Annotated in this window: 19 protein-coding genes; 17 read left to right on the top strand and 2 right to left on the bottom strand. The window is 39.7% G+C overall.

The features are described from left to right. Positions 1 to 25 precede the first annotated feature (25 nt). The 3 genes from nadA to ACHZA1_RS08765 all read left to right on the top strand — a co-directional run bounded on the left by nadA (position 26) and on the right by ACHZA1_RS08765 (position 2,894). Positions 26 to 1,021: a quinolinate synthase NadA gene (gene nadA / locus ACHZA1_RS08775; RefSeq protein WP_320054865.1), complete on the top strand. Its 996-nt coding sequence runs from the start codon at positions 26 to 28 to the stop codon at positions 1,019 to 1,021. Position 1,022: 1 nt separating this feature from the next. Then, positions 1,023 to 2,045, top strand: a complete 1,023-nt coding sequence (ruvB, locus tag ACHZA1_RS08770) for a Holliday junction branch migration DNA helicase RuvB (protein WP_320054864.1) — start codon at positions 1,023 to 1,025, stop codon at positions 2,043 to 2,045. A 432-nt stretch (positions 2,046 to 2,477) separates the two neighbouring features. Then, entirely contained in the window at positions 2,478 to 2,894 is a 417-nt protein-coding gene (locus ACHZA1_RS08765) for an OsmC family protein (protein ID WP_320054863.1), read from the top strand. Between the two features lie 80 nt (positions 2,895 to 2,974). Here ACHZA1_RS08765 and pheS read toward each other — a convergent pair whose 3' ends face one another. Continuing rightward, the gene (gene pheS / locus ACHZA1_RS08760) at positions 2,975 to 3,994 is read right to left on the bottom strand and encodes a phenylalanine--tRNA ligase subunit alpha (protein WP_320054862.1); all 1,020 of its coding nucleotides are present in this window, start codon (positions 3,992 to 3,994) and stop codon (positions 2,975 to 2,977) included. Between the two features lie 4 nt (positions 3,995 to 3,998). Next, positions 3,999 to 4,799: a peptidylprolyl isomerase gene (locus ACHZA1_RS08755; protein WP_320054861.1), complete on the bottom strand. Its 801-nt coding sequence runs from the start codon at positions 4,797 to 4,799 to the stop codon at positions 3,999 to 4,001. Positions 4,800 to 4,836: 37 nt separating this feature from the next. On the opposite strand from ACHZA1_RS08755, the gene ACHZA1_RS08750 reads away from it, so the two are divergent. From ACHZA1_RS08750 to yidD, 14 genes are all read left to right on the top strand, one after another. Continuing rightward, entirely contained in the window at positions 4,837 to 7,149 is a 2,313-nt protein-coding gene (locus tag ACHZA1_RS08750) for a patatin-like phospholipase family protein (protein ID WP_320054860.1), read from the top strand. 85 nt (positions 7,150 to 7,234) lie between these two features. Continuing rightward, the gene (locus ACHZA1_RS08745; protein ID WP_320054859.1) at positions 7,235 to 8,620 is read left to right on the top strand and encodes a polysaccharide biosynthesis C-terminal domain-containing protein; all 1,386 of its coding nucleotides are present in this window, start codon (positions 7,235 to 7,237) and stop codon (positions 8,618 to 8,620) included. After that, complete coding sequence (gene dut / locus ACHZA1_RS08740; protein WP_320054858.1) at positions 8,605 to 9,036, top strand: dUTP diphosphatase; 432 nt, start codon at positions 8,605 to 8,607, stop codon at positions 9,034 to 9,036. Before ACHZA1_RS08745 ends, dut begins: the two co-directional genes overlap by 16 nt. A 6-nt stretch (positions 9,037 to 9,042) precedes the next feature. Further along, positions 9,043 to 10,740 carry a tetratricopeptide repeat protein gene (locus tag ACHZA1_RS08735; protein ID WP_320054857.1) on the top strand — a complete coding sequence of 566 codons (1,698 nt, stop codon included), beginning with the start codon at positions 9,043 to 9,045 and terminating at the stop codon, positions 10,738 to 10,740. A 3-nt stretch (positions 10,741 to 10,743) separates the two neighbouring features. Next, positions 10,744 to 12,048: a peptidoglycan DD-metalloendopeptidase family protein gene (locus ACHZA1_RS08730; protein WP_320054856.1), complete on the top strand. Its 1,305-nt coding sequence runs from the start codon at positions 10,744 to 10,746 to the stop codon at positions 12,046 to 12,048. Positions 12,049 to 12,086: 38 nt separating this feature from the next. After that, positions 12,087 to 12,479 (top strand): ATP-binding protein, encoded by a 393-nt coding sequence (locus tag ACHZA1_RS08725; RefSeq protein ID WP_320054855.1) that lies wholly within the window; start codon positions 12,087 to 12,089, stop codon positions 12,477 to 12,479. A 3-nt stretch (positions 12,480 to 12,482) separates the two neighbouring features. Beyond that, entirely contained in the window at positions 12,483 to 12,911 is a 429-nt protein-coding gene (gene ybeY / locus ACHZA1_RS08720; protein ID WP_320054854.1) for an rRNA maturation RNase YbeY, read from the top strand. A gap of 2 nt (positions 12,912 to 12,913) precedes the next feature. After that, entirely contained in the window at positions 12,914 to 14,785 is a 1,872-nt protein-coding gene (gene mnmG / locus ACHZA1_RS08715; protein ID WP_320054853.1) for a tRNA uridine-5-carboxymethylaminomethyl(34) synthesis enzyme MnmG, read from the top strand. Between the two features lie 74 nt (positions 14,786 to 14,859). Further along, positions 14,860 to 16,506, top strand: a complete 1,647-nt coding sequence (ade, locus tag ACHZA1_RS08710; protein WP_320054852.1) for an adenine deaminase — start codon at positions 14,860 to 14,862, stop codon at positions 16,504 to 16,506. After that, a complete protein-coding gene (gene uvrC, locus ACHZA1_RS08705) occupies positions 16,496 to 18,331 on the top strand; it encodes an excinuclease ABC subunit UvrC (protein WP_320054851.1) in 1,836 nt (611 codons plus the stop codon). The genes ade and uvrC overlap by 11 nt, the downstream gene beginning before the upstream one ends. A gap of 30 nt (positions 18,332 to 18,361) precedes the next feature. Then, positions 18,362 to 19,642 (top strand): DUF4271 domain-containing protein, encoded by a 1,281-nt coding sequence (locus ACHZA1_RS08700; RefSeq protein WP_320054850.1) that lies wholly within the window; start codon positions 18,362 to 18,364, stop codon positions 19,640 to 19,642. A 36-nt stretch (positions 19,643 to 19,678) separates the two neighbouring features. After that, positions 19,679 to 20,431, top strand: coding sequence for a uroporphyrinogen-III synthase (locus ACHZA1_RS08695; RefSeq protein WP_320054849.1), 753 nt, complete (start codon positions 19,679 to 19,681; stop codon positions 20,429 to 20,431). 255 nt (positions 20,432 to 20,686) lie between these two features. After that, positions 20,687 to 21,103, top strand: coding sequence for a ribonuclease P protein component (rnpA, locus tag ACHZA1_RS08690; RefSeq protein WP_320054848.1), 417 nt, complete (start codon positions 20,687 to 20,689; stop codon positions 21,101 to 21,103). Continuing rightward, entirely contained in the window at positions 21,009 to 21,284 is a 276-nt protein-coding gene (yidD, locus tag ACHZA1_RS08685) for a membrane protein insertion efficiency factor YidD (protein ID WP_320054847.1), read from the top strand. The genes rnpA and yidD overlap by 95 nt, the downstream gene beginning before the upstream one ends. The last annotated feature ends 18 nt before the right edge of the window (positions 21,285 to 21,302 follow it).

Genomic DNA, 21,302 nt, shown 5'->3' with positions numbered 1-21,302 from the left:
TTTTTTTAAAAAGAAAAGAATAATAATGATATCTAGAGATGATGTTTTGAAGAAGGGGTTCGTTGATGAGCCTGTGGATAGCAGCGTCGATTTGGTTGCCGAGATTGCTCGCCTCAAAAAAGAGAAGAACGCCGTTATCCTGGCGCACTACTACCAAACGGGCGACATTCAGGATATCGCCGATTTTGTAGGTGATAGCTTGGCGCTGTCGCAGCAGGCTGCCAAGACGGATGCCGACATCATTGTGTTTGCCGGTGTTCATTTTATGGCTGAAACGGCAAAGATTCTTTCGCCATCGAAAAAGGTGCTGATTCCGGACTTAAATGCGGGCTGCTCGCTTGCCGACTCGTGCAAGGCTGAGGATTTCGCCGAGTTCCTGAAGAAGTATCCCGACCATACTGTAATATCGTACGTTAATACTACGGCTGACGTGAAGGCGCTGACCGATATAGTTTGTACATCGAGCAATGCGGTACAGATAGTCGAAAGCCTTCCTGCGGATGCTAAGATAGTATTCGGACCGGATCGTAACCTGGGGAGCTACATCAAAAACCTTACGGGGCGCGATATGGTTATTTGGGATGGTGCCTGCCACGTGCACGAGGAGTTTAGCCTTGAGCGCATCCTGGAGCTGAAGAAGGAGCATCCAAACGCAAAAATTCTTGCCCATCCCGAGTGCAAGAAGCCTATTCTGCTAGTTGCCGATCATGTGGGGTCGACTGCCGAGCTGCTTAAGTTCTCGACCACCGACGATGCCCAGGAGTACATCGTTGCCACCGAAACCGGCATCATCCACCAAATGCATAAGTCTAATCCCGATAAGGTGTTTATTCCTGCACCGCCGCTCGACTCTACCTGCGGATGCAACAACTGCAGCTTCATGAAGCTGATTACGCTTAAGAAGCTGTACAACACCCTTAAGTACGAGATGCCCGAGGTGGTGGTTGACGAAGAGGTTAGCCGTAAGGCAGTAAAGTCGATAAAGGCAATGTTGGAAATATCTGCTAAGCTAGGATTGTAGCATGAGCGATTCTTTTGACCCACGAAGGGAAAATAGCGTTGAGACCGATAAGGATATCGAAACCGAAATCCGTCCGCGGGAGTTCGAAGACTTTAGCGGGCAGGAGAAGGTGGTCGAAAACCTCCGCATATTCGTTCAGGCTGCCCTGATGCGCGGCGAAGCGCTCGACCACGTGCTCTTGCACGGTCCCCCAGGTTTGGGGAAAACAACGCTGGCGCATATCATCAGCCGCGAGCTGAACGTAAACTTAAAGATAACTTCGGGACCCGTACTCGATAAGCCGGGCGATTTGGCTGGCCTGCTCACCAACTTGGAGCAGGGTGATGTGCTCTTTATCGATGAAATTCATCGTCTTTCGCCGGTTGTCGAGGAGTACCTCTATTCGGCCATGGAGGACTACACTATCGATATCATGCTGGATAAGGGTCCAAGTGCCCGATCCATCCAGATATCGGTTAATCCTTTTACGCTGATTGGCGCTACCACCCGAAGCGGCTTACTTACTAGTCCGTTACGCGCTCGATTTGGCATTCAGTGCCACCTGGAGTTCTACGATTCAACCGTGCTCCAGCGCATCGTAAAGCGTGCTTCGGCAATTCTAAATATTGGCATATCCGACGATGCAGCCTTCGAGATTGCCTTCCGCAGCCGCGGGACACCCCGTATCGCCAATGCGCTGCTTCGGCGCGTGCGCGACTTCGCCCAGGTGAAGGGATCGGGCTTTATTGACGTAGAAATAGCCCGTATTTGCCTCGAAGCACTCAATATCGACAAGTACGGTCTCGACCACATGGATAATAAAATTTTGACCACTATAATCCATAAATTCAAAGGTGGTCCCGTTGGGCTTAACACCATAGCTACCGCCGTGGGCGAGGATCCCGGAACCATCGAGGAGGTGTACGAGCCATTCCTCATCAAGGAGGGCTTCATTAAGCGCACCCCACGCGGACGCGAGGTTACCGAACTCGCCTACCAGCACCTTGGCGTCGATAGGTTTGCCGAGCCTGGAAGGCTGTTTTAGAATATTCTGCTGATGCTAGCAGGGCAATCTCCCTGCAACAAATACAAGACTTTTACTGCTGAAATCTACCGTTGAGCAACAACAACGGTAGATTTCCTTAAGAGAATCTCCTATTGAGCGACAACAATGGTAGATTTCCTTAAGAGGATCTACTATTGAGCAACAACAATGGTACATTTTCCTTAGAGGATCTACTATTGAGCGACAACAATGGTAGATTTCCCTTAGAGAATCTACTATTGAGCGACGACAACGGTAGATTTCCCTTAGAGGAACTACTATTGAGCGACAGCAATGCTACTTCATCTATTAGTATAAATTATTGTATTGTTGGCTTTTGTAGGTATTGGTGGCAGGTGCTGTTTTCATAAAATGCCTTTAAGCGGTAAACATTCGCTGGCTATCTTTGTAGATAGAGAAAAACTGAATGCTATGGCAGATAGAGTTACCCTTAAGTGGAAAAGCGGAATGGCCTTCGAGGGCGAGGTAAACGGGCATACGCTTGCCATCGATGCCGACCAATCGGTGGGTGGTACGGATAGCGGTCCCCGCCCCAAGGCGCTGATGCTGCTTGCCCTTGCCGGATGTACGGCAATGGATGTGGTTTCGATCCTCGGTAAGATGCGGATGCCCTATGACGATTTTACTGTTGATGTGGTTTCGAACAAAACCAGCGAGCACCCTGTGGTTTACACCGATTTTAAGATTATCTACAAGTTCAGGGGCAAGGAGCTCGACTTGGAGAAGATACAGAAGGCTATCGACCTCTCGCAGGAGAAGTACTGCGGCGTATCGGCCATGTACCGCCACATCGGACCGGTAACCTTCGAGGTGGTTACCGAAGAGTGAACGGGGAGTAGCGTAAGGCGAATGCTTTGAAAAAGAAAAGGCTTCCAACTTGGAAGCCTTTTCTTTATAGCTTATGCTGATTATAGCGACGATTTAAACTGCTTAAGGAAGCGTACGTCGTTCTCGAAGTACAGGCGGAGATCCTTGATCTCGTACTTCAGCATGGCGATTCGCTCCAATCCCATACCAAAGGCGTAGCCGCTGTACTTTTTGCTGTCGATACCGCAAGCTTCCAGCACGTTGGGGTCTACCATTCCGCAGCCCATAATCTCCAGCCAGCCGGTGTGCTTGCACACGTTGCAGCCCTTGCCGCCGCAAATGGTGCACGATACGTCCATCTCAGCCGATGGCTCGGTGAAGGGGAAGTACGATGGGCGTAGGCGGATCTTTACGTTTTCGCCGAAAAGCTCCTTGGCGAAGTAGAGCAGCGTCTGCTTAAGGTCGGCAAACGATACGTTCTCGTCGATGTACAATCCTTCAATTTGATGGAAGATGCAGTGCGCACGTGCCGAAATGGCTTCGTTACGGAACACTCTACCGGGGCACACCACGCGGATAGGGGGCTTCTGGGTTTGCATCGTTCTCACCTGAATGGAGCTGGTATGCGTACGAAGCAGTATATCTGGGTTCTTTTCGATGAAGAAGGTGTCCTGCATATCGCGGGCAGGGTGCTCGGGTGGAAAGTTTAGCGCGCCAAACACGTGCCAGTCATCCTCAATTTCGGGTCCCTCGGCAACCGAAAAGCCCAACTTCTTGAAGATGGCAATCATTTCGTTCTTAACCAGCGAAATGGGGTGGCGTGTACCAATCTCGTCCTGCGTTCCAGGGCGGGTAATGTCAACCTTTTCGCCATCCTCATCCTTATTTTCAAGAACTTCCTTGATGGAGTTAATCTTATCTTGAACAGCGTCCTTGAGCACGTTGATCTTTTGTCCAATCTCCTTTTTTTGCTCAGCAGGTACGTTCTTAAATTCAGCGAACAGCTGGGTAATAGAGCCTTTCTTTCCCAGTAGCTTAATTCTGAATTCCTCTACCTGCTGTAGGTTATCCGCCTTAAAGGCTTCAACTTCGTCTAATAGTTGCTGAATTGTCTCGAGCATGATGCTATCTAATTACTTTAACGTTCAAAATAAAGATATCCTTTAGCGGACGGTCTTTAGGATTAGTAGGAGTAGCGGCAATTTTGTCTACTACATCCATACCCTCAATTACTTCGCCAAAGATAGTGTATGAACCGTCTAAATGAGGCGATCCGCCCGTTTTTTTGTACACTTCCCTTCGTTCTTCATATATTTTAAAGGGGGGAGCGCTGTTTACGGCAGCCTCCACTTTTAGGTTAACCGTGTTCTTAAACTCCTCGGCGCTAAGCGCGTTGTTTTCGGGCTTAGCCTTTTCTTCTTCAAATATTTTTTGGATGATGCCCATTCGAAACCTATCGGACACCTTCTTTTCCACAGCATCCAGTTCGGCATTGGTAAACTTTTTACCCTGCACAATGTAGAACTGCGATCCGGAGGATTTACGTTCGGGGTTTGTTTTATCTCCCTCGCGAGCTGCGGCAAGCACCCCTCTTTTGTGGAAGTGCGTATTTACGATCTCTGCGGGTAAATCGTACCCTGGTCCGCCTTCGCCGTAGGTCGAGTCTGCTTTTGGATTGCGCGAATCGGGGTCGCCGCTTTGGATCATAAAGTTCTTAATAACCCTATGGAAGATTATGCCATTAAAAAACTTCGCCTTTGCCAGCTTTATAAAGTTATCTCGGTGGCGTGGGGTATCGTTGTACAGCTTCACCTTAATGGTACCTTCGCTCGTTTTTATGGCAACCGTAGGCTCCTTTATGGCCATCGTATTTATACTAAAGGCTGCTAGAATGGTAGTTAAAAAAGCTAATTTTTTGAGTTTCATTCCCTGTTCGAACTTTTAAGTTTAAATTTCGCACAATATGCAAAGATATTGGCAAAGAATGAAAAGAGCGCTGCTTGTAATAATTCTTCTTTTAAGTTTTGATTTTTCATATTCGCAGAAGGTTGGGCTAGTCCTAAGTGGGGGAGGGGCAAAGGGTCTTTCGCACATCGGAGTTATAAAGGCTCTCGAGGAAAACGGCATTCCTATCGACTATATCTCTGGAACATCAATGGGTGCTCTTATTGGTAGCATGTATGCCATAGGCATGTCGCCAGACGATATGATAAAAATGGTTACCTCACCCGATTTTTTGCAGTGGTCTACTGGTCAAATAGAGGACGACTACCTTTACCTCTACAAAAAGCTCGATCCGAATGCTGCCATGTTCTCTTTCAAGTTCAGCTTAAAAGATTCGCTCAGCATGCCTAAGCTGCCCACCAACCTTATACCCTCGCATCAAATGGACTTAGCCTTGCAGGAGTACTTGGCAGGTCCAACTGCGCTTGCAAAAAATAACTTCGACAGTCTTTTTGTTCCATTTCGCTGCGTTGCTTCCGATGTCTACAACAATAGGCAGTATGTTGCTCGACGCGGAGATTTGGGTTCGGCAGTTCGTGCCTCAATGACATTTCCTTTCTACTTTAAGCCTATAACCATCGATTCCACTCTTCTTTTTGATGGCGGCATCTACAACAATTTTCCTTGGGATGTAATGCAAAGCGACTTTAATCCTGATTACATGATCGGATCAAAGTGTTCAGGTAATCCTACGAAGCCCGATGAAGAAAATTTGCTTAAACAGATCGAAAGTATGGTTATGGGCCGAACTAACTACACCATTCCAAATGATGAAGGTCTTGTAATAGAGAATACGTTTGCCAATATTAGTCTTTTGGATTTGGTTAAGGCTAAGGAGATAATTGATCAAGGGTATAGGTCTACTCTTGCAAAGATGGATATAATTAAGAAGCACATATCGCGAAGAGTAGGAGTGCAAGAAGTAAAAGATAGGCGAGAGGCTTTTGTAAAGCGTGTACCTCCATTAATTTTCGATAGGGTAAAGTTTAAAGGGCTAAATAGTAAGCAGGAAGATTATGTTACAGGACTCTTCCTCTCTAAAAAAGAAGATCATTTTACCTTTAACAAGTTTAAGAAGGAGTACTTTAAGCTGCTTAGCGATAATACTATTACCTCAATATTTCCTACTACCAGTTACAGCGATAGCACGAAGATGTTCGAACTATTGCTTAATTTGAAAGCTAACAACGATTTAGATATTGATTTTGGTGGAAATATTTCATCAAGTTCTATGAATCAAGGTTATTTGGGGTTAACCTACAAGTACTTTGCTAAAAGTTATACGAGGATATTTGGTAATATATATTTTGGAAGGCTTTACAGTTCGCTCCAGCTTGGTTTAAGGCAAGATTTTTCCTACCGAAAACCCTTTTTCTACGATATTGCATTTACTCTACAACGGTTGGACTACTTTAATAGCAATCCAGATCCCTTTTTTGAAGATTTGCGCCCTAGTTTCTTGAAGCAGTACGAGTTTTTTGGACGATTGAATTATGGATTTCCCGTTAGTTCCACATCTTCTTTAAAGATTGGCTATAATTTTGGAAATAACCGTGATGAATACTATCAGATTACGAACTTTTTGAAAAGCGATGAGCCAGATAGAACTAGCTTTAACTTCCATAAGTTCTCAGTTTCATTCGATAAGAATACGCTCAATCAAGTAATGTATCCATATCGAGGGCGTAAGCACTATATTAGCGTTTCTTATGTGCTTGGAAATGAAAAGAACACACCTGGAAATACAGGACCAACTCTTTCAAAGAGCATTTACAATCATAATTGGTTGGCATTAAGGTTATACAATCAGAGCTATCACAAGTTGGCTGATAATGTTTGGGCTGGAGTACTGATTGATGGCGTTTATACTACTAAGAAGGCTTTTAACAATTATACTGCTACGTTGTTGAGCGCTCCTTACTTTGCACCATCTCCACAGAGTAAAACGTTATTTTTACCAAATTATCGCTCCGAATCGTATGTTGCTATGGGGATAATGCCCAATGTATTGTTTACTAAGAATATTTATCTAAGAGCTGAAGCCTATGTATTTATGCCATTCTATGAGATTATTAAGACCGACCAGTACTATGTAAAGTATGGGAATTTATTTAAAAATAGATTTTACATGGGTTCATTATCAATGATTTATAATACAATTGTTGGACCTCTCAGCCTTTCAGTTAATTACTACGAGAAAGAGAATACAAAATTATATTTCGTTGCTAACTTTGGCTTCGTTTTATTTAATCGTCGTTCGTTAGAATACTAGCATTGTGGGAAATCTAAAAAAACTCGCAGGCCATACGCTAATATATGGCCTAAGTACCTTACTTGCTCGCTTTATAAACTATCTGATGAATCCAATCTACACCTCGGTTTTTGAACCAAGCGTGTATGGCATCTATGGTGAGTTTTATATCTATATTCCAATACTTCTAACTATTCTAACGTTTGGTTTAGAAACAGGCTTTTTTAGATTTTCTAGCAATCAAATCGAAAATAAGGAATCTGTATATTCAACTTCCTTTACAACTTTACTTATTACATCATCAGTATTCATACTGTATGTAATGTTTAGCTACCAGAGCATTATCTCAGGGTTAGATCTTTCACCAAATCGTTGGTATGTCATTTTATCGGGCTGGATAGTATTTTTTGATGTAATTGCTGCCATTCCTTTCGCCAGGCTTCGAAGTGAGAATAAAGCAACGCTATTTGTTGTAATCAAGACGTTGAATATACTTGTAAATGTTGGGCTTAACCTACTTCTAATTTACATTATTCCTTCGCTTTTTCCATCGTTACCTAAAATGGGTATTCTTGTAATATTCATCGCTAACGTAATAACTTCATTCCTTACCTTGTTTGTTGTGATGCACTTCGCTGGAATTCCTTCAGTTCGCATTAACAAGCCATTATTTAAGGAGATGATGATTTATTCCTTGCCATTGGTTATTTCAGGACTTGTTGGGCAAATTAATGATTTACTCGATCGTTTTAGTATTAAGTACTTGCTTCCATCGGGTGAGAATCCAATGTATCAGATGGGAATTTACATATCAAACCTAAAGTTGGCTGTGGTGCTTACTCTATTTACTCAGATGTTTAGGTATGCTGCCGAACCTTTTTTCTTTTCGAATGTAAATAAGGAGGATTCGAGTAAAACTTATGCTGATGTTTTTAAGTACTTCTCCATTTTTGGTATGATAATATTCTTACTAGTAACGCTTTATATTGATATATTTCAGCATCTCGAAGGAATTAAGTTTAGGATAGGACTTCCTATTGTACCTATACTGCTACTTTCATACTACTTTGTAGGATTGCTTTATAATCTTCAAATTATCTTTAAGTTGCATAATAAAACACGTAAGACTATTGATGTAACTGCTTTTGGGTTAGTTATATTGGTTATTTTTAATATGATTTTTGTTCCACGTTTTGGCTATCAGGCTGCTGCGTGGGGGCGTTTGCTTTCTTTTGTATCGATGTGTGTGGTTAGTTATTTTATTGCACGTAAGTTTGTTAGAATACCATATGACTTTAAAGCCATTTTGCTTTACTTTGTTCTAGGTTTAGGCATTTACTTTTTAAGTGAGGCAGTTCGCCAAGAAAATATATATTTACGTTTGGCGATAAATACGGTTTTATTCAGTTCATACGTTTTAGTGTTTCTGTATCGCGAAAAAATTAATCCTGTTACCATAGCCAAATCGTTTTTAAAATGGAAGTCAAAGTAGTAAATAAGAGTGGATTCGATTTACCTGAATACGCAACTGTACATTCAGCAGGGCTTGATTTGCGTGCAAACATTGCTGAAGATGTTGTTGTAAGTCCGTTGAATAGGGTTATTGTACCAACTGGTCTATTCTTAGAAATACCCGTAGGATTTGAAGCACAAGTTCGTCCTCGTAGTGGTTTGGCAATTAAACATGGCATTACTATAATAAATTCTCCTGGTACTATTGATGCTGATTATAGAGGAGAAGTAAAGGTTGGTTTGGTAAATATTTCGAACGAAGAGTATACCATTAAACCAGGGGAACGTATTGCTCAAATGGTATTTGCAAAGCATGAAACCATAAAATGGTTAGATGTGGAATTGCTTTCTGATACCGATAGGGGAGAGGGTGGTTTTGGTCATACCGGAAAATAGTATAAAATGAAGAGGCAGATTCTTTTTGCAGCAGTTGTGAGTTTTTGTGTAGCAAGTTGCTCTTCGTCGTATAATTCCATGAAGAAGCTTAGTAAGAATACTATGCTTATGTCGGATATGAATTATTATGAGGGGCTAAAGCAGTACTATAGCGGAACAACTGACAATGCAATCAAATTTCTGAACAGAGCTATTAGCCTAAATAAGGAAAATGATGCTGCATATTTTATACTGTCTCAAATTTATCAGGGAAAAAATCAGCGAATAGAAGCACTTAAAAATGCCGGATTAGCATATACGTATTCACCAAGTAATGAAGATTACGGTTTAAACTATGCTCAAAATTTGCAGCGGTCGAATCGTCTTGATTCTGCTTTAAATGTATATAGTCAACTAATAACAAAAGATTCAGCTAATACTGATTTATTGCTAAACATGTCGCTTATTTATGGAGTAAAAGGCGATATAGTAAAAAGCATCAAGTTGTACGATGAGTTTTCTTCTAAGTATGGCATTAACGAAGCTATACTGGAGAATAAGCAGAAACTGTATTTACAACTTAATCAACTCGACTCTGCTATTAGTGTAGGAAATAAGTTGGTAGAACTTTTTCCAGATAACCCCAAACATTTAGCCCTAATAGCTGATATTTATGCTAATAAGGGAAGCGATTCTTTGGCTATTGAATATAACCTTAAGGCCCTTGAGTTAGTTCCAACATATCCACTAGCCCAAATTGGTTTATCTGATGCCTATCGTAGAGAGGCTCGTTATGCCGATTACTTTAGAATATTAAATCATATATTTAAAAATGATGAAATTAAAAATAGTGATAAGGTTAACTACTTTAATCAGTTTTTGGGGAATAAGCAATTTTATCAAGTGTTTTATCCAAATATAGATACTCTAATAAACAATTTTATAGTTACTTATCCGAAAGATACTTCCATTTATCCAATTTATGCCGAACATTTAGGTAAACTTGGTAAACTTGATGACTTAAATACTTTTTTAAAGGAAAAGTTGGATTCTGGATCGAAAGATTCTACGCTCTTCTTTAAGTTTATAGAGTTAAATCTATATACAAAGCGATTTGACACGACTAGTTTATATGCTTCGAAGGCAATTCATATCTATCCAAAGTTGGTTAAGTTGTATCTCTATAAATCATATGCGCTTTTCCAAAAGAAAGATTTTGACTCAACTATATTTGTCCTGAAAGCCGCATTACCTTATGTGAAAAGCGATTCGGTCAAAGTAGATATACTTTCCATGATTGGCGATTCATATCACTCTCTCGGAAAAGATAATGAAGCCTTTGCCTATTACGATGAGGCTCTTTCTGTAAATCCTGCTAACATACAAGTGCTAAATAATTACAGTTACTATCTTTCGCTAGTTGATAAGAAATTGGCTAAGGCTCTTAAAATGATTAATGTTGTACTTAAAAAGGAGCCCAACAATTCTACCTATTTGGATACAAAAGCATGGCTGCTTTACAAATTGGGTAAATATGACGAAGCAAAAACGGTTATGCGTCAGTCTTTACTATATGGGGGTAATGAAAGCGATACGATATTAGAGCATTATGGTGATATCCTTTTTAAGTTGAAAGATATAGAAACTGCAAAATTGTACTGGCAAATGTCGTACGATAGGGGAAACCGTTCTGAGGATATATTAAAAAAACTCAATCATAAATAAGAAATGTACCGTTTACTACTTATACTTCTTTTTTTATTTTCCGCTCAAATAACCTTTTCGCAATCGCTTAAAGAATTGCAGGATCAAAAGCGTATTGCTGATAGAGAGATAAATAAAATTAACGAGCAGCTTAGTGCTACAATGCTCGAAAAAAATTCTACTTTAAAGCAAGCTGCACTTATTAATTCTAAAATTCAAAAGCGTAAAAAACTTATTGATAATATTGATAAGCAAGTTATAATTGTAACAAAAAACATTCAGGTTAAAACGGATACCGTATATTGTTTACGTTTGGATATTGATACTTTAAAGGTTTCTTATGCTAATACGTTAAAGCATGCGTATAAAATGCGAAACAGCAATTCTGTTGTAGCTCTCGTTTTTGCTTCTTCTGATTTACATCAGGCAATACGTAGAATGAAATATCTTCGATCTTATAGCAATTTTAGAATACAACAGGCAAAATCTATTGAGCAAAAGCAGCAGATTCTTAATGTAGAAATAGTAGATTTAAATAGTAAGAAGCGCAGCTTAGAAGTTTTATTGGCAGATAAAAATAAAGAAATAAGAAAACTCGACCAAGATGAGAAGGCCTATGAGAAAATGGCTGCTCAACTTAAGAGTAAGGAGAAAGATTTAACAAAAGAAATTCAGATACGCAAGAATTTAAGCGATAGACTTTCTCGAGAAATTAGCAGGCTTATTGCAGAAGAGGCTCGCAAAGCAGCAGAAGCGGCTCGTAAAGCAGCGGCTCGTAAAGCTGCTGCAGAAGCTGCTAGACTCGCTAAAAGAAGTGGAAGAGAAAAGGAAAATCGTTCTCGTATATCTTCAAAATCAGGCGAAAGTAGTGATGCTAAAACGTTGCCATTTACACCTGAAGATAGAATGATTGCAGGTAGATTTGAATCAAATAGAGGAAGATTACCTTGGCCCGTACGTCAAGGTGAAGTTGTGGAAGGTTTTGGAATGCATCAGCATCCATTTCTGAAAGGGGTTAGAACGGAGAATAAGGGTGTTGACATTTCGTCGAATGCGGGTACCGATGTGTATGCAGTATATGATGGAGAAGTAAGCAAAATATTCACTCTTCCAGGGGCTAACTGGTCTGTTCTAGTGCGGCATGGATATTATATTACCGTTTATTCGAACCTCTCTCACGTAAATGTGAAGGAAGGACAATCTATAAAAGCTAAGCAGATACTAGGTGTTTTAGCAAATAGCGATATGGGTGGCGAAAAGCCTACACTTAAATTTCAGGTATGGAAGGAGATGACTCCTCAAAACCCAATGATGTGGTTAACTCGATAGACTATGAAACTTTTTTTGTTATTAGCGTATAATAACAAATGAAAATTTACAAGTTTGAGTCAGATCCAATTATTTTAAATGATATAGAAGAGATTGTTATTCATTTTGTTAAAGAAAATGACATACCAAATTCTCTTCGATATAAGCTTATAGTTTCATCCCTCGAAGCAATTACAAATTCGATATATCATGGTAACTGTTGCGATATTCGAAAAACTGTACAATTTGGTCTTGAAAAGTTAAGTGATAGAGTAGTTGTTTATGTGGAAGATGAAGGATCTGGTTTTGATTACACTCATATTCCTGATCCAACCTCTCCAGAAAATTTGGAAAATCCAGATGGGAGGGGGGTTTTCTTGATGATGAAATTATCTGATTATTTTGAGTTTAATACAACAGGAAACAGAGTTCAACTTTATTTTAATATATAAGTTTTGGCAGTTAATTTTTTTGCAGAGGGAGTAAGCTTTAAGCCAAAGCAAACTCTAAAGATAAAGACGTGGTTGAAAGATGTTGCAGCAGAAGAAGGGTACCAGGTTGGTACCCTAAATTATGTATTCTGCAACGACGAGTATATTCTTGAAACAAATCGACAGTATTTGCAACACGATTACTATACGGATATTATCACTTTTGATAACACAGAAAAGAAAAAAATTTCGGGTGATTTGATGATAAGTATTGACACCGTAAAATCGAATGCAGAGATGATTGGGGTTGATGAAAATCAAGAATTGTGTAGAGTAATAGTTCATGGAGTTCTTCATCTTTGTGGTTATAAGGATAAATCGGAAGATGAAGAGAAAAATATGCGTAAAAAGGAGAACTACTATCTTTCAAAGTTTAACGTTTCGATTATTTAAATATGGTTTTTAATTACGACGTGGTTGTCGTTGGGGCAGGACATGCCGGTTGCGAAGCTGCTGCAGCCGCAGCAAATCTTGGTGCTCAAACCCTTCTTATAACAATGGACATGACAAAAATGGGACATATGTCATGCAATCCAGCGATGGGGGGAATTGCAAAAGGACAAATTGTTCGCGAAATTGATGCTCTTGGAGGATATTCTGCTATTGTTACTGATTATAGTAGTATTCAGTTTAGAATGCTTAATAGGAGTAAAGGACCTGCAATGTGGAGTCCAAGAGCCCAATGTGATCGTTCACTTTTTTCTTTAAAGTGGCGTGAAATGCTCGAAAATACCGAGAATCTTTTCTTTTGGCAAGATTCTGTTGTAAATCTTTTGATTAATAACAACGTTGTAAACGGAGTTCGCACTGCATTGGGTGTTGAGTTTACTGCAAAAAGTGTTGTACTTACCACTGGAACGTTTATGAATGGGTTGATGCATGTTGGACGTGCACAACTTTATGGTGGTCGTTCTGGAGATATGGCTTCGTATGGAATTACAGAGCAACTACGCCAGTTGGGAATGGAAGTGGGACGAATGAAAACCGGAACTCCTGCTCGTATTGATGGTAGAACTATTGACTATTCAAAGTTAACAGCACAAGAGGGCGATGCTATTCCTGAAAAATTTTCATATCTTGATAGTATAAAACCATTAGAAAAACAATTACCGTGCTATATTACCTATACAAATCTTGATGTTCACGAGACATTACGTTCAAAATTTAATGAATCTCCTCTATTTAATGGGACAATCAAATCTGTAGGACCTCGTTATTGTCCAAGTATTGAAGATAAAGTACGCACTTTTGCTGATAAGGATCAGCATCAACTCTTTTTGGAACCCGAGGGGTGGAATACAAACGAATATTACATAAACGGTTTTTCTTCTTCACTACCTTTAGAAGTGCAGGTATCTGCGCTTACTAAAATATCTGGATTGGAAAATGCTCGTATATTCAGACCAGGTTATGCTATCGAATACGATTACTTGCAACCTACCCAACTTAACCATTCACTAGAAACAAAACTGATTAAAAATCTCTTTTTTGCTGGACAAATAAACGGAACTACAGGATACGAAGAAGCCGCTGGTCAAGGTTTGATTGCTGGAATCAATGCAGCAAGAATCATACATAATAAGGAATCGCTTATACTTTCTCGTGAATCTTCTTATATAGGTGTACTAATTGACGATTTGGTAACTAAAGGAGTGGACGAACCTTACCGAATGTTTACTTCTAGAGCAGAATATCGTATTCTTTTGCGTCAGGATAATGCAGACGAAAGGCTTACCCCAATAGGAATTAATATAGGTCTAGTTAATAATGAACGCGGAGAATTATTTAAATATAAACAATCAGCTGTTGAGAAACTTGTTGTATTGATAAATAAAACTAGCGTATCACAAAAACAAATTAATGATTTACTTAGAGAAAAGAACACTACACCAATTAATCAAACTCGAAAATTGGTAGATGTTCTTTTAAGACCTCAAATTTCAATAAATGATGTGTTATTTTTAGAACCAATAAGGGAATTTTACGACACACTACTATGTTTAAAAAATGAAATATTTGAGCAAGCAGATGTAAAAATAAAATATAGTGGTTATATTGATAGAGAAAAGTTAATTGTAAATAAACTATCAAGATTAGAAGATGTTCGAATTTCAGATAATTTTGATTTTGATAAATTACAATCATTATCCACAGAGGCTAGACAAAAGTTATCTAAAATAAAACCTAAAACTGTAGGACAAGCATCACGTATTCCTGGAGTTTCGCCATCTGATATTAATGTTTTGTTGGTTTTTTTAGGTCGATAAAGTTCCACGTGAAACTGAATTGAATTGAGTAATTAATATGTTCCACGTGAAACTTTGGGTTTTTAAAAAGTAGTATGGAAAAAGTAAAAGGAAATATAGTTGATCTTGAGAAGAAGGATGTATTTTTTGGAGAGTTTTTTATCAAAGATGGATTTGTTTTTGATTTAGTTAAAATTTCCAAGGAGAAAAAATTTGAAAAATACATTATTCCTGGTTTTGTTGATTCTCATATTCATATTGAGAGTTCAATGTTGGTGCCATCTGAATTTGCTAAGGTTGCGGTGCGGACGGGAGTTATTGCAACGGTGAGTGATCCTCATGAGATTGCAAATGTGCTTGGTGTGGATGGTGTTGAATACATGAGGTTGAATGGAGAAAGATCAGGATTTAAATTTTTCTTTGGAGTGCCGTCGTGCGTGCCTGCTGTTCCTTTTGATAAGTCTGGTGCTGTACTTGATTCGCGAATTGTTACTAAAATGCTTGAATCGGGAAAGTATTTTTATCTTTCGGAAATGATGAATTTTCCCGGAGTTGTTAATGGTGATGTAGAGGTGAAAGCAAAAATTGATGCTGCCTTGCGGTATGGTTTGAAGGTGGATGGTCATGCCCCAGGATTGATTGGTGCTGATTTGGAAACATACGTAAATGCAGGAATTACAACTGATCATGAGTGTATGTCGCTTCAAGAAGCAGAAGATAAGATAAAATTGGGTGTGAAGGTGCAGATACGAGAGGGAAGTGCTGCGAAAAACTTCGACTCGTTGATAGATATTGTAAAGAAATATCCCGATATGGTGATGCTTTGTTCAGATGATTGTCATCCCGATGATCTTTTGAATGGCTATTTTGTTGGTTTGGTAAGACGTGCATTGAAAAAAGGTGTGGATGTTTTTGATGTACTTCGTATATCTGGTTATAATGCGATAAAACATTACAATCTTCCTTTAGGACTTTTACAAGAAGGTGATCCGGCAGATTTTGTTATGGTTGATAATCTTTTGGATTTTAACGTTGAAAAGACTGTTGTTGGTGGAAAAGTTCTTTTCGAAAAGGGTAATGTAAAAACGATTGATGCCAAAATAGAAATAGTAAATAATTTTATAGAAAATATTGTAAGACTTGAAGATATAAAAGTTTCTTCGTCTCAAAATGATTCTGTTTCTGTTAGGGTCATTGGTGTTGTTGAAGGGGAACTTTACACCAATTCAGAGGTGTATGATTTGGAAGTTCAAAATGGTAATGTTACTTCTGATAGAAATTCTGATATTCTTAAAATAGTTGTTTTAAACAGATATCAAAAAGCAAAGCCAAGTGTCGGCTTTATTAAAGGATTTGGCTTAAAACAGGGTGCTATTTGTAGTAGCGTTTCTCATGACTCTCATAATCTTGTTGCAATTGGTGTCGATGACGAGAGTATTGTGAAGGTTATAAATGGGGTAGTGGCATCGAAAGGAGGTTTAGCCTATGCTGACGATGACGTGCTAAAGGTTTTGGAATTGCCTGTGGCTGGGCTTATGGCAGCGGCATCTGCTGAAAAAGTAGCAGAGGATTACCGAAATTTGCTTGAAATTACCAGAAAAAGTGGTTCTACCATGAAGGCACCATTTATGACAATGGCTTTTATGTCGCTAATTGTAATACCGGAGTTGAAGATTTCTGATCAAGGTTTATTTGATGTGGTAGCGTTTAAACCAACATCTCTTTTTGCCAATGAGCGATAAAAGTATTAGCGAGTACCTGAAAAAGTTAGTTGAAATCCTTCCCAATCAGCCTGGCGTTTACCAGTATCTGGATGAGGAAGGAGTTGTTATTTATGTGGGAAAGGCAAAGGATTTAAAAAAGCGCGTGTCTTCATACTTTACGTCGAGAAGGTATGAGAGTAAAAAGTTAATGGTGTTGGTTAGGAAAATTCGCGACATAAAGCATATTGTTGTGCCTACCGAATCGGATGCGCTGCTGCTTGAAAATAATCTTATAAAAAAACTACAGCCCCGATATAATATCAACCTGAAGGATGATAAGACTTACCCTTGGATTGCCATAAAGAATGAATTGTTTCCAAGGGTGTTTTCTACCAGAAGGTATGTGAAGGATGGGACTCGATATTTTGGTCCTTATACTTCGGTAACGCGTCTTCGAACCTTGCTCGATTTGATAAAGCAAATTTATCATCTTCGAACATGCAATTTGAATCTCGATGAGAATAGCATATCTAAGGCTAAGTATAAGCCTTGCCTTGAATATCACATTGGAAATTGTAAAGCACCTTGTGTAAATTATTCTTTAATAAGTGAATATGATAATTCAGTTAAAGAAATAAGTGAAATACTTCGAGGAAATCTAGGAGATTTACTCTCGATGCTGAAGTGTAAAATGGAAATCGCCGCTTCGGACTATCGTTTTGAGGAGGCTCATATCATCAAGCAAAAAATTGAGATGATGGAAACCTACCAAAGCAAATCGGTCATTGTAAGTACGAGCATTACCAACCTTGACGTTTTTTCGGTGGTGATGGATTCAAGCAATGCTTACGCCAACTCTATGCGTGTGAAGAATGGAATGGTTGTTCAATCGCACAACTTTGAAATAAAACTTCAGATTGAAGAAGAAAAGGAAAGCATCCTATCTTTTGTGATTGCGGAAATTCACGAGCGGCTAGGATTTGTTTCACGTGAAGTGGTGGTGCCATTCTTACCCGATCAGGAGTTTCCAAATTCAACTTATACCATTCCGCAGCGCGGAGATAAACTGAAGTTGCTGGAACTATCCGAAAAGAATGCAAAAATGTTTAGGATGGAGAAACTGAAGCAACTAGAGAAGGTTGATCCTGAAAGGCACACGGCCAGAATACTGAATACCATCAAGAAAGATTTGCAGTTGGATGAACTTCCTGTTCATATTGAATGCTTCGATAACTCCAACATTCAGGGAAGTAATCCGGTGGCGGCATGCGTGGTGTTTAGGGATGCAAAACCATCGAAAAAGGATTACCGCCACTTTAATGTGAAAACGGTTGTTGGTCCTGATGATTTTGCCTCGATGCGTGAGATTGTATATCGTCGCTACAGAAGAATGCTAGATGAGGGGGAAAGTCTCCCAAATTTAATTGTTATAGATGGTGGAAAGGGGCAACTTTCAGCTGCAGTTGAATCGCTAAAAAAGTTGGATATAATCCACAAAATACCAGTCGTTGGTTTGGCTAAAAAAATGGAGGAAATTTACTTTCCAAACGATCCTATTCCGCTGTACCTCGATAAAAATTCGGAAAGCTTAAAGGTTCTCATGCATATACGCGATGAGGCACACCGTTTTGGTATTACCTTTCATCGAAATAAGCGATCGAGCAGTTTCATAAAATCGGAAATAAAATCAATACCAGGTATTGGTGAAAAGAGCGCGATGGAACTCTATGGAAAGTTTAAAACCGTGGCAAAAATGCGCGAAGCCTCAGAGGAGGAAATCGCTCAAGTTGTTGGAGCACATCGGGCAAAAATAATCTTCGAGTACTTCAATTCGAGTAGCAGCGATGGCAGTCAAAACTATTAGCGCTATATTTGTCGCAGTAAAATACTTGGAATGATGTCTGGTGATACGCTGAACGTAAAGAAGGAAACCCCAAAGGTAGAACAGCAACAATTGACCTTAAAACCGGTTAATGTTGCTGTCGTAAAACTCTATACGGCTACCTATTATCCAACGCTTTTGGCTACAGATATCGATAAAGGTTCTTATAGCAGCATTTTATCTAAAGAAGCGCTTGAAAGCATATTGCCATCGAATATTATGCAAAAGGCTGCTGCTCCAAGTGAAGAGGAACTTGCTAATTTTAGGTTTTTCGAGCATGGTGGGGTATCGGTACCTCTTGAGGAACTTCAGGTAAATACTGCGCCTGAAAGTGCCTTAAATGACACCGTCAGCATTCAGCATCCAGCAACAGTTTCGGATACTCTTACCAGAGTAGGGCAGGATTCGCTTGCTCTTAGACCTGCTATAGATTCGCTTCCTGCTGTAAATATACCGGAGCAATCTTTCCGCTTTTCGGATATTGACTCTTCGATGCTTGCGCGATTTGATATACCAGAATTGATTTCGCGTGACTCATACATTTTGCTTGAGAGCCATCCTGAACTAGTTTTTGGAAAGTATAGCAGACCTGCTCAAGTTATACATGCCTCAAGTGTGGGAATCGCAAAAGAGCGTGATACGCAAAATCTTGGTTTTATCAGCTTTTGTATGCTAACACTTGGGCTTATACTGTTTATTGTAAGCCTTAAGTTTCAGTATAAGAATGTTGAACTGGTTGTTAAAGGTTTTTACAGTTTTCGTGAGGCACGTAAAATTTACCAGAGTCGTTCGCTTAACTTTAAGCGTTTTGCTAGCCTTTCTACCATTTTTTATCTTCTTACCTTCACCGTTTTCCTTGTGCTTCTAGTACAAAAATATGCTGGCAACACTGTTAAGGAACTAGGTATACTATCTACCTATCTTGCTGCTTTTGGTTTGCTGCTTGGTCTCTATATGCTGAGAATTTGGGCTTGGAAAATGTTAGGTAACGTTAGTAGAAACAAGGAGTTGTTCAAAGAACTTGGCTTTAGCCATCTGATTTTTTATGCTGTTTTTGCACTTTCAATTTTCCCCTTACAAATTGTAGCTTCGTACACCATTAAGTCTGCTTCCCTATTTTTTATTCAACTATCTATTTATATTATTTCCATTATTTTACTGCTATTCATCATTAGAACATTAAGACTATTTCTCAGCTACAGAGTTTCATTTTTCTTTTGGTTTTTATACTTTTGCACTCTCGAAATACTACCCGTGTTGCTAGCACTTCATTTTGCTGGAATCGTTGGTTAAGTATTGGTATTCAATAATTATTAAAAATTTACAGCCTTGAAAGTCAAGAGAGTACTTATTTCGCAGCCTGATCCTGGTTCCGAAAAGTCACCGTACCAAGAAACTGCAGAAAAGTATGGGCTCAAGATTGATTTTCGTCCTTTTATCAACGTAGAGGGCGTTAACGCAAAGGAGTTCAGACAGCAAAAAATTGATATTCTTGCTCATACGGCTGTTATTTTTACCGCACGGACAGCTATCGATCACTTCTTCCGTATTTGTGAGGAGCTTCGGATTACGGTTCCTGAAACCATGAAGTATTTCTGCATTTCAGAATCTATTGCCCTTTACCTTCAGAAGTACATCGTTTACCGCAAGCGTAAAATCTTTTTCGGTAATGGTAAATTCGAAGATTTGATGGATTCAATTACGAAGCACAAGGATGAGAAGTTTCTTCTTCCGCTTTCCGATATCCACAAACCAGAAATTCCTAAGACGCTTGATAAGGCAAAAATTACCTACTCGAAGTCTATCCTGTTTAAAACTGTAAGCAGCAATCTTTCGGATTTGAGCTTGGATAAGTACGATTTGGTTATTTTCTACAGCCCTGCCGGCATCACCTCGTTGAAGGAAAACTATCCAAACTTCGATCAAGGGGAGAAAAAGATTGGTGCTTTTGGACCTGCCACCTCTAAAGCTGTAAAGGAAGCAGGTTTAAGTTTGGATATTGAGGCGCCAACACCCGAAGCTCCTTCGATGGCTAAAGCGCTTGAACTTTTCATCAAGAAGAATCACAAGGATAACAAGTAAGGCCCGCAGCCTAAACAATATAATCGCCTTAAAGCATATTTCGATTTGGAATTGTTTAAGGCGATTTTTCATTGTATGAGTCTCCTGAATTGTAGAGAACCTGATCTCTTCAACGTTTTGAGCTGATATGAGGAGAAGCTCTGCTGCCGGTTAGCTTATCGTTATGTTTTTATATAGGATGATTAGCTTACTTGGTAGGCTAAATGTGCGGGTGTAAACCTGCTTATTAATATTTTTGAATGTAACAGAACAGCCATGAAGGAGAACAGGTTTTATAAAACCGAACGGCTATGCAGCAAAAAAGATTTCGAGCAGCTTTTTACTGGTTCGAACTCTTTCTTTGTGTATCCCTTTAAGGTTGTTTACCGAACTGTAGATTACTCCGAAAAGGAGTATCTGAAGATAGGAATTAGCGTTTCGAAGCGTAACTTTAAGCGTGCGGTTAAGCGCAACTACATCAAGCGGAGAATTCGTGAGGCGTTTAGGCTAAACAAGGGGCAGCTAAAGTTGTTACTTGAGGAACGTAGAGTGGGGCTTCAAGTTGTGCTTGTGTACGTATCGAAGGAAACCCAAGAGTATGCTGATATCGAACCAAAAATTAAGATTGTACTTGAAAGGCTTGCTAAGAATGCTTCGAAGGATGCTGGTGTGGATACTTCTTCAGCCGATTAGGTTTTACCAGGTGGCAATATCGCCGCTGAAACCGCCATCGTGCCGCTTTACGCCAACCTGCTCGGCCTACGCCATTGAGGCGCTGAAGAAGCATGGACCAATTAAGGGGCTGGGGCTGGCAATTTGGCGCGTGCTCCGCTGTAACCCATGGGGAGGGAGCGGATACGATCCTGTACCTTAGCTTGTACGTTAACGTGTA

Origin of the sequence: uncultured Acetobacteroides sp. (assembly GCF_963667355.2) — a bacterium.
In the GTDB taxonomy this organism is placed as follows: domain Bacteria; phylum Bacteroidota; class Bacteroidia; order Bacteroidales; family ZOR0009; genus Acetobacteroides.
The sequence above is the reverse complement of the archived record's forward strand: the minus strand, read 5'-3'. Positions and strand labels throughout refer to the sequence as shown.